The following is a 13,083-nucleotide window of genomic DNA, read 5'->3' as shown; positions in this document are numbered from 1 at the left end:
CTCCCTTCTCCCAACACTATTTTCTCACTGTCAATCTCTCAATTCGTTTTTCCTGTGTTCCTTCGATAATTGTTTGTACATAGATACTAGGGGTATGAATAAAATTAGCATCTAATTCGCCAATTTCACAAAGTGCTTCCACTTCAGCAATCGTTACTTTTCCAGCAGCTGCAATCATCGGATTGAAGTTTCGCGCTGTTTTGTGGTAAACGAGATTTCCCATTTTGTCGCCCTTCCATGCCCTAACAAGACTAAAGTCGGCAGTTAGCGCCTCTTCCAAAAGGTATTCTCTCCCGTTAAAAACCTTCGTTTCCTTCCCTTCAGCAATCGGTGTTCCAACTCCGGCTGGTGTATAAAATGCTGGGATTCCGGCCCCGCCTGCCCTGATTTTTTCAGCCAATGTACCTTGTGGCGTTAATTCTACTTCGAGTTCTCCAGTTAAAACCTGTCTCTCAAACTCTTTATTTTCACCAACATAGGATCCAATCATTTTTTTGATTTGTTTATTATTTAATAGAAGTCCTAAACCCCACTCATCAATCCCGCAGTTATTTGAAATAACTGTTAAATCCTTTACGCCTTTTTTTGCCAATGCAAGTATCAGGTTTTCCGGTATGCCGCACAAACCAAACCCACCAACCATTAATGTAGCCCCATCATGAATTCCGGCAACTGCATCCTGGAAGGATGTACATATTTTTTTCATCCTGATTTCTCCCCCTAATCCCCATTTTCCCTTTACTATTTCTAGTAAAAATACAGAAAATCCTCTTATTTTGTCAAAATTTCTATTATTCCCGCTTTTTTGAAATTACACCACTACAATGAAAGTATGATTATCAGAGGGGGAAAATGAATGCCAAACTGTCTAAATTAAGTTTTTCATGAATAATCAGTCTTCGACTAATGCATCTTATTAATTGAGACTAGCTTGAAGGGGGACAGATTATTTTGAGCCAAAAACGTGATAAAGGTTCCAGTCAAAAAGGAAAAAACTATGCTGACACAGCAGGTGGAGGCAAGCGGGTGATTGCCGCTGAAGAAATCGAAAAAGCCATCCATCCTACCAAACGACAAAACGCAGAGCAGTAAATCATTCTGTAAACTCGGAAACCGCTTATTGGTGTCAGCGGTTTTCTTTGTGTTAAAATTAAAACGGCTAATTTATGGGCGCTTGGTACTTATTTTACATATGTTATATTAATTCCTACAGGAGGTGCCAATGGTGAGGAAGGCATTTCGAACTTTGTTTGTTTTGTTGTTTTTCTGGTTATCTCTTGGTTTGTATTTTACAAACCGTCTCATGTATATGAAAAAGAAGGATGAGGAATTAATTTTAAGGCGTGAAAAAGAAGCTGGCCGGTATAATCCCGATGAATTTGATTCTCTCCCAAAACGGGAGGTTGATATTTCTTCGCCTTTTGGATACACAATTAAAGCCCAGCTCGTGGAACCGCACCAGACCAATCGTTATATCATTATTTCTCATGGTGTGACCGAAACGAAAATTAATTCCATTAAATATGCAAATATGTTCTTAGAGCGTGGGTTTAATACGTTAATTTATGACCATCGTCGTCACGGGGAATCTGGCGGTAAAACAACTAGTTTTGGTCATTATGAAAAATTTGATTTGAAGACAGTCGTCGATTGGCTCAAAAAAGAAAAAGGACCTCAACTTGAACTAGGGATTCACGGCGAATCGATGGGCGCAGCTACCATGCTGTTATATGCTGGACTCCTTGAGGATGGGGCAGATTTTTATATTGCCGATTGCCCATTTTCTGATTTTAAGGAGCAGTTGGCTTATTTGATTAAAAAGGATTTCAAGCTCATCCCTGGTCTTTTGCTACCGCTTGGGGATGCCCTTTTACGCCTTCGGGACAAATATTCGATCCGAAATGTTTCCCCGATTTCGGTTATTGAAAATATCAAACATCCGATTTTGTTTATTCACAGCCAAAAGGATGATTTTATCCTTCCTACCATGACAAAGGATTTATTTGAGCATAAAAAGGGTCCTAAAATGCTTTTTTTAGCCGCTAACGGCCGCCATGCCCAGTCCTTTAATGAAAACCGGGCTGATTACGAACGGGTGATTGATGAATTTTTACAAAAATATGTTGATCATCCATTGCCAAGCTAAAAACAGACTATCCATTATGGATCAGTCTGTTTTTTCTTTAATTATAAGGCTCATACGGCCATTTAGGATTTGTTGCGGACTCTTTAGTTGAAAGCAATTGCACGCTTTAGAAAAGTCAATTTTCATTTGCTCATCGAAAAAGACCATTTTTGATTTTTCTGCATAAACCGTCCGGTCATTTGTTTCAATAGCCATGTCATCATTATCTAATTCTGGTATAAACCACAAAGCCACTACCCCGTTTACGGCACAGCCACAGCCGTCTGTATCGTATTTTAGCTTTAAGTAGCCTTCTCGACCGTCAATTCGCTCATTTATTTTGTTAGCTGCCTCTGCAGTAATAGTTATCTCCAAGTTTATTGCCCCTCTCATTTAGCATATGGTGATTGTACCACATGTTACGAGAGGTTGATTCATCTTTGCTCATAGATTTAGATCTCCGTCATCCGAATGTCAGCAATAGCATCCATCGGAATCCGGTGCACCTCATCAAAGCAATCTATCACATGAAGCCTTTGCGTCAGTTCATCCCAGTAATGGATTTTGCCAATCACGATTTCATAGTTCCGATTCCGGTAATGGGTAATCGTCACGTACTGATCATATTCAATCGCTTCGGACAAGATCCCGTTCATGAGCTCCAGATGCTGTTCATCCATTTCTCGTTTCTGTTCGTACCGATCTTCTTTCACCCAATCCCTGAGCAATTTCACATGCTCAGGAAGCATCATCGACGTCCATTTGATCCTTCCACGGTCGCGAATCATCCGCCTCTCCTTCTTTCTCAGTATTCAGTCTTAATTATTTGACTACTGTCTAGCTTTAACGCCGCTAAACGGGCGCTTCTACATTTATCTTTTATGTCCACCAACAAGTGTAGCCCGATGCTTAGCCGTTCCAGCAGCTGTATAGGAAACCGCACGCAACAAGGAACCTGAACCAAAGCGTCTGCGAACCGTATCCACCACATAGCCGAGCTCTCGCCTCTTATAGGCACCCATGTCGAACAGATCAAGCTGCAGCTCACGGTCATCAACAATATTGCTGATGGCAATCGAGATCTGCCGTACCGTCTTTCCAGTGTAATGCTCATGAAATAATTCCAGACACACACGGTACAGTTCCATCGTCACATTCGTTGGCTGGCCGATGCTTCTAGAGCGATGAAAACCGCCGCCAAATTCATCCTGGCTGTAGCCGACTCCGAGACTTATCGTTCTCCCTGCTTTTCGATGCGTCCTTGCCCGCCTTGCTACTTCCTCACACATTTCTAAAATGACCGTCTTAATTTCCGCTTCCTCTTTATAGTCCCTTAACAGAATTTGACTTTTTCCAAAGCTGATTTGTCCTTGGATAAGCGGTGCACCCAAATCAGAAAGGTCAACTCCCCAGGCATGATGATAAAGCTGGTTTCCCATGATACCAAATTTCTTTTCTAGCTTTTCTAAATCATAACGGGCTAGCTGACCGACAGTGAAAATCCCCATCCCATTTAATGTTTTTTCGACACGTCTGCCGATCCCCCACATTTCCCTGAGCGGTGACACATTCCAAAGCTTTGTCTGAACATCTTCATATGTCCACTCGGCCACTCCGCTTTTCTTGGCATCAAGATCAAGACATAGCTTTGCCAGTAACATGTTAGGGCCAATTCCAACGGCACACGGCAATTGAAACTCCCGCTCAATATCATCCTTTATTTTTTTGGCAATCGTGTGGGCATCCCCCCACAAATGAATGGCACCATCCACTTTAATAAAACTTTCATCGACGCTATAGACATGAATCGCTTCTTTTGGAACATAGCGGTTAAAGACACGAGAAATTTCGGTAGCAATCCGCAAATACGTTGCCATTTTTGGCTCAACAATTTGAATCCTGGGGTCTTGTGGAATCTCAAACATCCGGGAACCCGTTTTGATGCCAAATTCTTTTTTCATACGCGGCGAAGCAGCAAGGACAATACTTCCCTGCCGCTCTTTTTGACCAACCACCGCTAAATAACACTCCATAGGGTCAAGGCCCCACATAACAGCTGAACAGCTGGCATAAAAGCTCTTCATGTCCACACATAAAATTTTATTTTGCGGCAGTGCGCTGTAGTCCACCATGGCATTCCCTCACAATCAGAATATCGAACATTCGTTCCTTTTTATTATATTCATTATCATAAGCGAATATGCGTTCGTATTCAATGGAAATTTTTGAACACCGTTCTTTTATGGAAGTCGAGGAAAACATAGTATAATGGATAGTGAGGTGCATGTTTATGGATAAAAAATTGGTGGCAAAGATGATCAAAAATTGTTTTAAACAGTATTATGAAACGGGGACAATGCCTATTGGAGACAACGATTTGGAGAAGCTAAGCAAACAGATCCTTCAAACGAAAGCAGAGGAACCAACTGCAGATTTATACGAGATTGTGAATGATACGGTATATGAGTATTTAGCAGAGTGAAAAGAAAAGCGTAAGCGCCCTGTTCAGAGGCGTATGGCCTGGAGCGCTCCAACTGAGATAAAGGAAACACGAAGAGCCGAAGGCGCATTCGTGCTTGACTTATCGTAGGGCGGAGAGCGAAGGACACTAGCCGCTAGGGTGCTGGAGCTGGACAATTTTCAAAGTCGAAACAGGATGACAGCAAAACAAAAAGCCTCTAAAAATGAGGCCTAATTTACTTATAAACTATTTCCGATTAAAAGCACGTCTGCCAATCCGCTCAAACAGCCGTGGGAAGAGCACGTACACAACGCTCCCCATGTTCATCCAGCGCGGTAAATTAATCTCCCTTGTTTTCGACAGCATGCTGTCAACGACCTTCTGAGCGACGTACTCGGGCTTGAGCATAAATCTCTGCACATTTTTAACATACGTGCCTTTTTCATCGGCTATATTAAAAAAATTAGTGGCAATTGGCCCAGGGTTCACTGAAGTCACTTGTACATTATAATCGGAAAGCTCCATCCGCAGTGAGTTTGTGTATCCAAGTACGGCATGCTTTGAAGCAGAATAGACACTTGATTTGGGCGTGGCAATCTTACCAGCCTGCGAAGCAATATTGATAATATGACCAAAACGCCGTTCCCGCATTTTCGGCAGCACCATGCTTGTGCAGGCCATAAGCCCGACGACATTGACATCAAACATTCCCTTGATTTCGTCCAATGTCGCCAAATGAGCTTCACGGAAAATTCCAAAGCCGGCATTATTGACAAGGATATCAATCTCTCCGATTTTATCGAAAATCCGTTGAAAAACCTCCTGCACCTGAGCTGTATCCGAGACATCCAGCTTGAAAACATCCACTTTTACTTGATACTTTTGCTGTAGTTCCGTTTGCAGCTGCTCGAGTTTACCAATGCTTCTTGCAAGCAGAACAAGATTGGCACCGCTTGCCGCACATAGCTTGGCGATTTCCGCTCCGATTCCTCCGGAGGCACCCGTAATCACGATATTTTTACCTTTTAAATGTTCCCTAACCATTTCTACACCTCATCTGAGTTGACCCAATGCATATTACTTAGCTTGATAAAGCACGGGCTTAGTATTCTTACTAATAATCTCCCCGATAGATGATAAATAGTCAAGTTGTGCGACGGTTTCCGAAAGGGTCAGCATCAGTTCGCGCTGATAAACAGATGGAAACAGGCGTTTACAGATTTCAAAAACGGTGAGCTGTTCTTCTTTTAACCAGCTATGAACCGTCATTGCCCGCTCGTGTTGGCGTATCAATCGTTTTTCAATCAACTCTGCTAACTGGTAGACTTCCTCGCCGTGACCAGTGTAGACACATTGAACCGGATACAATAGCAGCTTCTTCATGGAGTCATTATGTTGCAGCAGTGGCTTCGCTCTTTTTGTTTCACCTGGGGCAGGCGGCTCGAGCAATGGATTTGGCGAAATGTGCGCTAAGATTAAATCTCCACCAATCAAAATTCCATCCTTTTCCCGGAAAAGCGCAATTTGACTTTGGGCATGACCCGGTGTTTCAATGACCTGCCACTCACTTAGCCCAGGAGGTCTCATTCCCTCAGCAAGATGTCCAGTTAGTGATCGGTTACATGAATATTTCAATGTTTTTCTTAACTTAGAAAGTAACGAAAAATATTCCTCGGGCAGCCCGAATTCTAGAAAATGCACACGGAAGAATTCCTCTTGTTCTTGAAAAAAGGCTTCTGTTTGGTGAATCCATCGTTCATTCAAATAATGACCATATACTTCTAACGAATCCGGAAAAAAATCTAGCATTCCAACATGATCGGGGTGATGATGTGTTAGAATCACCTGCTCAATATCAGCAGGACTTAAGCCTAAATCCCCCATTTGCTCCTTAAGTGACATCCAGGACTGTTCCGTTTTTACGCCCGCGTCTACAAGCGTTAATCGCTCGCCTTTAATCAAATAGACATTGACATCTCCGACCGCAAAAGGAGTCGGCACCGTAATTTTCGCTATTCCGTCTTTCCATTTTGTCATTACTAAATCCCCTTAACATTATTGTCGAATAAAGAACCCAACGATATAGATATGAACATTATGTGACATTTATTGTATATACTAAAGTGTAGCGACTTTTTAACCAATTGTCATTATTTCTGCATAATTTTTTAGAAAAAATAAAAAATTCAATAAACTTATCTATTGACAGATGGGTTGTTTATCTTGCATAATCTAGTAAAATTTAATTCGTTAAAGCGATGAATAAGGCCAGTAAATGAGAAATGGCGAAAGAGAGTGAAGTTCGACGGCTGAAAGACTTCACCGCCCTCTTAATCATTGAACCTACCTTAGGAGCACTTAGGAAAACCTAACGCATTTCCGGCGTTATCGGAGTCGAGTGAACCCTTCTTGCAATTTAAGCAAGGGTAAATGAAGGTGGTACCACGGAAGCTAGACCTTTCGTCCTTTACGGATGAGGGGTCTTTTTGTTTTCTTAAGAATCGAAATGGAGGAATATTAATGGAAAAAATAGCAATTATTGGTGCAGGTTCGATGGCTGAGGCATTCATTTCAGGAATTCTTGAAAATGGGCTAATTAATAAAAAAAATATCTGGATTACAAACAATTCCAATCAAGAAAGATTAACTAATTTAGAAACTCGTTATGGAATTCGAACGACTTATAATTTGAATGAACTGTTTGATCAAGCGGACATTGTGATGTTAGCAATGAAACCAAAGGATGTCGCGACAGCCGTCCAATCCATTCGGGAACACTTAACGGAACAAATGCTCGTCGTCTCAGTCTTAGCTGGTGTTTCCATGATGACAATTGAAACATTGGCAAAATTACCACTTGCGATTGTAAGGTCGATGCCAAACACTTCGGCTGCTGTTGGAAAATCGGCCACCGCTGTTGCCGTGAATCAACGTGTTACCGAGCAGCAGTTAGAAACAACCAAGAACTTGTTTGGAACAGTTGGCTTGGCTTCTTTAGTAGAAGAAGAGCAGTTAGATGCCGTTACGGGGCTATCAGGAAGTGGGCCAGCCTATATTTATTATCTTATCGAAGCCATGGAAAAAAGTGCAGTAGAAGTAGGACTAGACAAAGAAATGGCCAGTGAACTGATTGTTCAAACACTACTTGGGGCAGCAGAGATGGTGAAAAAATCAAGCAAATCATCTACTCAACTGCGTATGGAAGTAACAAGCCCTGGCGGAACAACAGAAGCTGGCATTAGAGTTCTTGAAGAACACGGCGTCCAGCAAGCATTTATTTCATGTATTAAAGCAGCAACTGCGCAATCCAAAAAAATGGGGGAAGAATTAAGTTCTAGGCTTCAGACTGCAGACCAAACTTCCTAAATTGGACTTTTGCCTAGTTTACATTACACTAGTGAAAAAAGGCTAGGGAAGTGTCGTGGATGCTAACGATCTTATTTTCTTTAGGTATGCTAGTCTGGACTATTTTTCTTTTAGACGGACTGATTGGTTTACGAAAAATAGATCCGCTGGAAAAAGAAGCAGGCATGGAGCTTGGACCGCTATTATCTGTAGTAGTTGCCGCTCGTAATGAGGAAAAACAAATCGAAGCAAGTATCCTTAGTCAGCTGGAGCAAACCTACAAAAATGTGGAATGGATACTTGTCAATGATCGGTCAACTGACATGACTGGAACCATTATGGAAGAATTAACAAAAATAGACCCGCGCCTAAAAGTCATCCATGTTGATCAATTGCCTGAGGGCTGGCTTGGGAAGAATAACGCTTTGTACACGGGCGCACTTCAAGCTTCAGGGAAATGGCTATTGTTTACCGATGCTGACGTAAAATTTGAAAAACAAGCCTTCGCAAAAGCGCTCCACTATTTTGAAAGACACAAGCTTGACCATCTAACCGCTGCTCCAAACTTAAGCGCTAACCGATTTTGGTTAAAATCATTTGTTGCCTTTTTCCTGTTTGGTTTTTCTTATTTTAAACGTCCTTGGTTGGCAAATAACCCAAAATCAAAAATCGGAACAGGGATTGGTGCGTTTATTCTTGTTTTAAAAAAATCTTATGAATCGTTTGGAACACATGAGAAGATAAAAATGCGGCCGGACGATGACCTGCAACTTGGGATGAAAATGAAAAAAGCAGGCTACCGACAAAGAATTGTGACTGCACTTCATCTAATCGAAGTGGAATGGTATGGAAGTTTAAAAGAAGCATTAGTTGGACTAGAGAAAAATACATTTGCCGGATTGCACTATCGTATCAGCATGGTGATCTTTGCAATCCTCGGAGTTTTTATCACCAACGTTCTGCCTTTTGTGATGATTTTTTCAGGGAATACAACAGTTGCTCTATTAAGCTTTGGAAATATTGTTCTTTGCGGAATTCTTTATGTGGTTGTCATAAAAAAATTAACCTTATTCTCCCCTATGATGTTTTTGGTCTTTCCAATCACTGCCTTACTGTTTATTTATTCGATTATTCGGGCGAGCCTTCTTACCTTTAAGCGCGGCGGTATTGTTTGGAGAGGAACCACCTATCGGTTAAGTGAACTGCGAGAAAAAGATTAGAAGCTTGATTTTTTCATTAAAAAGATCCTTTTGCTATACTAGAAAAGGATAATTCAGATTGAATTCAGGAGGCTTCTGAAATGGCAGTAAAACTATTTTCACCCTATACAATAAAGGGTGTTACACTTAAAAATCGAATAGTGATGTCACCGATGTGCATGTATTCCAGTCATGAAGATGGCCATGTTCAAAACTGGCATCGAACCCACTACACAAGCAGGGCGGTCGGTCAGGTTGGTCTAATTATTGTTGAAGCAACATCAGTAACACCTCAAGGCAGGATATCCCCTAGAGATTTAGGAATCTGGAGCGATGAGCATATAGAGGGCTTTTCTGAGCTTGTTGGTCTTATGAAGGAGCATGGTGCCAAGACTGGGATTCAACTCGCTCATGCCGGCAGAAAAGCCGTATTAGAAGGTGAAATTCTTGCCCCTTCTGCACTTGCTTTTAAAGAAAACATGAAAACACCAAAGGAAATGTCCAAAACGGATATTGAAGAAACAGTAGAAGCATTTAAAAAAGGCGCGGAGCGTGCAGCAAAAGCCGGTTTCGATGTGATTGAAATCCATGGTGCTCATGGGTATCTTATCAATGAATTCCTTTCACCACTTTCCAATAAAAGAACCGATGAATACGGCGGTTCGGCTGAAAACCGCTACCGAATCCTCCGAGAAGTGATTGATGCAGTGAAAACCGTTTGGGAAGGTCCATTATTTGTGAGAGTATCTGCTCATGATTACCACGCAGAAGGATTAACCGCTGAAGATTACATAACGTTCGCCCAATGGATGAAAGAACAAGGTATTGATTTAATTGATGTTAGCTCAGGTGCCGTTGTACCTGCCCATATTCACGTTTATCCTGGATATCAAGTGAAATTCTCAGAGACCATAAAGACTGGCGCCGATATCTCAACAGGTGCGGTGGGATTAATCACTTCTGGGATCCAGGGCGAGGAAATTTTACAAAATGACAGAGCTGATTTAGTCTTCCTAGCTCGTGAATTACTTCGCGACCCATATTGGGCCCGGACAGCAGCAAAAGAATTAGGGGTTCCAATTGAGGGACCTAAACAATACGAGCGCGGCTGGTTATAAATCAAAAAGAGGGTGTCTTCTAAATGGACATCCTCTTCTTATGTCTATCATCAGCAGGCAATTTATTTTATTTGCGAAAAACCCGGTTTTATTTGCGAATCAAAAAAATTAGCGAATGTCCCTATTTAATTTCGAAGGGGAATATTTATTTCTTTAAAATCCTCAGCTATATCTGTATTCGGAAAAACTTCCTTTGCCTCATCCACCAATTCCCGCCAAGCATTTCGATCATAACGGGAGCTTATATGGGTTAGACACAGTTGCTTACAACCGGCCTTCTTAGCAACTTCTGCTGCCTGATGTGTGGTTGAATGAAAATAGTCGTGGGCAAGTTTTTCTTCATCCGCTGAAAAAGTCGCTTCATGCACCAAAAGATCTGCATTTTCAGCCAATGAAATCGCATTTTCGCAGTACCGTGTGTCCCCTAGAACCGTGACAATTCTCCCCTTCTGTTCAGGGCCTAGAAACTTACTCGGATCAATTGTCCTGCCGTCTTCAAGGGTAACTGTTTCACCATTTTTAATTTGTCTAAAAATGGGCCCTGGCTGTACTCCCGCTTCCTTTAGCTTATCAGCAAGTAATGTTCTAGGCCGATTCTTTTCGACAATTCGATACCCATATGAAGGGATGCCATGATCTAACCTGAGGGCTTCCACTGTAAACTGCTCATCTTCAAAAAGAATCCCCTCGTCAATTTCAATAACAGTTAGCGGGTATTTCAAATAGGTCTGGCTTAATGAAAGGCTGACATGAATATAGTCCTTAATCCCTTTTGGTCCATAAACCGTTACCTCGGATTCTCCGCCTTGAAAAGAGCGGCTTGATAATAATCCAGGCAGACCATAGATATGATCACCATGAAGGTGAGTAATAAAGATTTTTTCAATTCTACGAGGTTTTAACGATGTATGTAAAATTTGATGCTGGGTCGCCTCACCGGCATCAAATAACCAAACGGCCCCCCGCTCTTCTAACAATTTCAGTGCAATTGACGTCACATTGCGGAGTTTTGCCGGCATCCCCGCCCCTGTTCCTAAGAAAAATATATCCACTAATAATAGCTCCTCTCAATCCGTTCCTTTTATCCAATATTGTTAATATAGCACAAAAAGAAATCAATTTCTCCCTAGGGGACCTTTAATTAATAAGTGAATAGCACGGACTATTATGTGAAAAATAATTGAGACTTGAATGTTTTATTTTTGCGAAGTCTAACGGAATGCTATAAAATCAAGAAATGTGATATTTGTTGATTTTACAATTTACATAAATAGAAAAGAGGTTTTTATTTTGACGCAAACTGGAAACGTGACTTCATTAATTATGATTTTTGGTGCGACTGGTGATTTAGCAAAACGGAAGTTGTTTCCTTCCCTTTACCGGTTATTTGAGAAAGGCAAATTAAATAAATTTGCGGTTATTGGGGTGGCCAGAAGGTCCCTTTCTAACGATGAGTTTCAACATTCCGTTAAAGACTCCGTATTATCTGCATTAGGAAACAAAGACAAGATTGATGAATTTATCTCCCATTTTTACTATCAATCACATGATGTCGCTGATTCCAATTCATATGCAATATTAAAAAATTTAGCAGATGAGATTGATGGAAATTATCATTTAGAAGGGAATCGCATTTTTTATCTCGCCATGGCTCCAGAATTTTTCGGAACCATCGCCTTGCATTTAAAATCAGATAAACTGACGGACGTAAAAGGCTACAAACGACTTGTGATTGAGAAGCCATTCGGACATGACTTAGCCTCTGCAATCGAGCTTAATAAACAAATCAGAAGTGCGTTTAAGGAAAAAGAAGTTTATCGTATCGACCACTATTTAGGCAAAGAAATGGTCCGGAACATCGAAGTAATACGTTTCGCCAATGCTATTTTTGAACCGCTTTGGAATAACCGCTATATCTCAAATATTCAAATCACCTCAAGTGAAATACTCGGTGTCGAAGAGCGCGGCCGTTATTATGAAACAAGCGGGGCCCTTAGAGATATGCTTCAAAACCATATGATGCAAATGGTAGCCTTGCTTGCGATGGAACCACCTATTAACCTTACAACCGACGAAATCCGTTCCGAAAAGGTTCGTGTATTTCGAGCACTTCGAACCGTTGAGGGCGAACAAGTAAATAATTATTTTGTTCGCGGACAATACGGTGAGGGCACGGTTGAGGATGTCCAGGTTCCTGCCTATCGTGATGAACCAATGGTGGACAAAGAATCGAATACAGAAACCTTTGTCGCAGGGAAAATTATGATCGATAATTTCCGCTGGGCTGGTGTTCCTTTTTACATCCGTACTGGGAAAAGAATGTCGACAAAATCAACAAAAATTGTCGTTCAATTTAAAGATATTCCAATGAATTTATATTACCAAACTGACAAAATGTTAAATCCGAACCTCCTTGTGATTCATATTCAACCAGAGGAGGGAATTACCCTGCACCTAAACGCCAAGAAAGCGGGCGGACATTTGGATGCGCAAGAAGTAAAACTTAGCTTTGCCAATACTGGAATCCATGCGATGAACACTCCTGAAGGCTATGAAAAACTTCTTTTGGATTGTATGCGAGGGGATGCTACAAATTTCACGCATTGGGATGAAGTCGCTTATTCCTGGAGCTTTGTTGATAAAATTTCGGCGGTTTGGGAAAACACGAAGGCTGATTACTTCCCCAATTATCAGTCAGGGACAATGGGGCCCAAAGAGGTGGATGAACTCTTAGAAAAAGATGGCTACTTCTGGTGGCCTGTAACAGGTCTAGACGTCGATATTTGTAAGTAAATAATCAAAAGCACCACTTTGTTATAACAGCAAAGTGGTGCT

14 protein-coding genes are annotated in these 13,083 nt (G+C 41.4%); 7 read left to right on the top strand and 7 right to left on the bottom strand.

The window, feature by feature from the left end; translation table 11 throughout:
• Window positions 1-16: 16 nt before the first annotated feature.
• Entirely contained in the window at window positions 17-706 is a 690-nt protein-coding gene (locus QF028_RS05220; RefSeq protein WP_429464429.1) for a CoA transferase subunit A, read from the bottom strand.
• Between the two features lie 245 nt (window positions 707-951).
• Between QF028_RS05220 and QF028_RS05215 the strand changes: the two genes are divergently transcribed.
• On the top strand, window positions 952-1,092 hold the full coding sequence (locus QF028_RS05215) for a hypothetical protein (RefSeq protein ID WP_168244984.1): 141 nt from the start codon (window positions 952-954) through the stop codon (window positions 1,090-1,092).
• Between the two features lie 133 nt (window positions 1,093-1,225).
• A complete protein-coding gene (locus tag QF028_RS05210) occupies window positions 1,226-2,146 on the top strand; it encodes an alpha/beta hydrolase (RefSeq protein ID WP_088090535.1) in 921 nt (306 codons plus the stop codon).
• 21 nt (window positions 2,147-2,167) lie between these two features.
• Here QF028_RS05210 and QF028_RS05205 read toward each other — a convergent pair whose 3' ends face one another.
• From QF028_RS05205 to QF028_RS05195, 3 genes are all read right to left on the bottom strand, one after another.
• Entirely contained in the window at window positions 2,168-2,500 is a 333-nt protein-coding gene (locus QF028_RS05205) for an iron-sulfur cluster biosynthesis family protein (protein WP_429464428.1), read from the bottom strand.
• Window positions 2,501-2,577: 77 nt separating this feature from the next.
• Complete coding sequence (locus QF028_RS05200; protein WP_215005118.1) at window positions 2,578-2,913, bottom strand: YolD-like family protein; 336 nt, start codon at window positions 2,911-2,913, stop codon at window positions 2,578-2,580.
• Between the two features lie 84 nt (window positions 2,914-2,997).
• The gene (locus tag QF028_RS05195) at window positions 2,998-4,257 is read right to left on the bottom strand and encodes a DNA polymerase thumb domain-containing protein (protein ID WP_410888563.1); all 1,260 of its coding nucleotides are present in this window, start codon (window positions 4,255-4,257) and stop codon (window positions 2,998-3,000) included.
• A gap of 158 nt (window positions 4,258-4,415) precedes the next feature.
• On the opposite strand from QF028_RS05195, the gene QF028_RS05190 reads away from it, so the two are divergent.
• Window positions 4,416-4,607, top strand: coding sequence for a YqzH family protein (locus QF028_RS05190; RefSeq protein WP_168244987.1), 192 nt, complete (start codon window positions 4,416-4,418; stop codon window positions 4,605-4,607).
• Between the two features lie 225 nt (window positions 4,608-4,832).
• Here the strand turns inward: QF028_RS05190 and QF028_RS05185 are convergent, their stop codons facing one another.
• On the bottom strand, window positions 4,833-5,630 hold the full coding sequence (locus QF028_RS05185) for an SDR family NAD(P)-dependent oxidoreductase (protein ID WP_429464427.1): 798 nt from the start codon (window positions 5,628-5,630) through the stop codon (window positions 4,833-4,835).
• A gap of 33 nt (window positions 5,631-5,663) precedes the next feature.
• Window positions 5,664-6,623 carry an MBL fold metallo-hydrolase gene (locus tag QF028_RS05180; RefSeq protein ID WP_429464426.1) on the bottom strand — a complete coding sequence of 320 codons (960 nt, stop codon included), beginning with the start codon at window positions 6,621-6,623 and terminating at the stop codon, window positions 5,664-5,666.
• 483 nt (window positions 6,624-7,106) lie between these two features.
• On the opposite strand from QF028_RS05180, the gene proC reads away from it, so the two are divergent.
• The 3 genes from proC (at window position 7,107) to namA (ending at window position 10,248) form a co-directional block, all read left to right on the top strand.
• Window positions 7,107-7,952, top strand: coding sequence for a pyrroline-5-carboxylate reductase (gene proC, locus QF028_RS05175; protein ID WP_429464425.1), 846 nt, complete (start codon window positions 7,107-7,109; stop codon window positions 7,950-7,952).
• 59 nt (window positions 7,953-8,011) lie between these two features.
• Window positions 8,012-9,151: a glycosyltransferase gene (locus QF028_RS05170; protein ID WP_429464424.1), complete on the top strand. Its 1,140-nt coding sequence runs from the start codon at window positions 8,012-8,014 to the stop codon at window positions 9,149-9,151.
• Window positions 9,152-9,231: 80 nt separating this feature from the next.
• Entirely contained in the window at window positions 9,232-10,248 is a 1,017-nt protein-coding gene (gene namA, locus QF028_RS05165) for an NADPH dehydrogenase NamA (protein WP_429464423.1), read from the top strand.
• A 125-nt stretch (window positions 10,249-10,373) separates the two neighbouring features.
• On the opposite strand, the gene rnz is transcribed toward namA, so the two are convergent.
• Entirely contained in the window at window positions 10,374-11,300 is a 927-nt protein-coding gene (gene rnz / locus QF028_RS05160) for a ribonuclease Z (RefSeq protein ID WP_429464422.1), read from the bottom strand.
• 271 nt (window positions 11,301-11,571) lie between these two features.
• Here rnz and zwf point away from each other — a divergent pair, with 271 nt between their 5' ends.
• Complete coding sequence (zwf, locus tag QF028_RS05155; protein WP_429472184.1) at window positions 11,572-13,041, top strand: glucose-6-phosphate dehydrogenase; 1,470 nt, start codon at window positions 11,572-11,574, stop codon at window positions 13,039-13,041.
• Window positions 13,042-13,083 lie beyond the last annotated feature (42 nt).

Source organism: Neobacillus sp. B4I6, assembly GCF_050434045.1.
Classification (GTDB): Bacteria; Bacillota; Bacilli; order Bacillales; family Cytobacillaceae; genus Neobacillus.
This window is presented reverse-complemented; position numbering and strand designations above follow the sequence as displayed.

Coding starts and splice junctions, on each gene's coding strand:
- proC (WP_429464425.1), top strand. CDS start 7,107: ATGGAAAAAATAGCAATTATTGGTGCAGGTTCGATGGCTGAGGCATTC.
- QF028_RS05220 (WP_429464429.1), bottom strand. CDS start 706: ATGAAAAAAATATGTACATCCTTCCAGGATGCAGTTGCCGGAATTCAT.
- zwf (WP_429472184.1), top strand. CDS start 11,572: ATGATTTTTGGTGCGACTGGTGATTTAGCAAAACGGAAGTTGTTTCCT.
- QF028_RS05190 (WP_168244987.1), top strand. CDS start 4,416: ATGGATAAAAAATTGGTGGCAAAGATGATCAAAAATTGTTTTAAACAG.
- QF028_RS05195 (WP_410888563.1), bottom strand. CDS start 4,257: ATGGTGGACTACAGCGCACTGCCGCAAAATAAAATTTTATGTGTGGAC.
- QF028_RS05185 (WP_429464427.1), bottom strand. CDS start 5,630: ATGGTTAGGGAACATTTAAAAGGTAAAAATATCGTGATTACGGGTGCC.
- QF028_RS05200 (WP_215005118.1), bottom strand. CDS start 2,913: ATGATTCGCGACCGTGGAAGGATCAAATGGACGTCGATGATGCTTCCT.
- namA (WP_429464423.1), top strand. CDS start 9,232: ATGGCAGTAAAACTATTTTCACCCTATACAATAAAGGGTGTTACACTT.
- QF028_RS05170 (WP_429464424.1), top strand. CDS start 8,012: ATGCTAACGATCTTATTTTCTTTAGGTATGCTAGTCTGGACTATTTTT.
- QF028_RS05180 (WP_429464426.1), bottom strand. CDS start 6,623: ATGACAAAATGGAAAGACGGAATAGCGAAAATTACGGTGCCGACTCCT.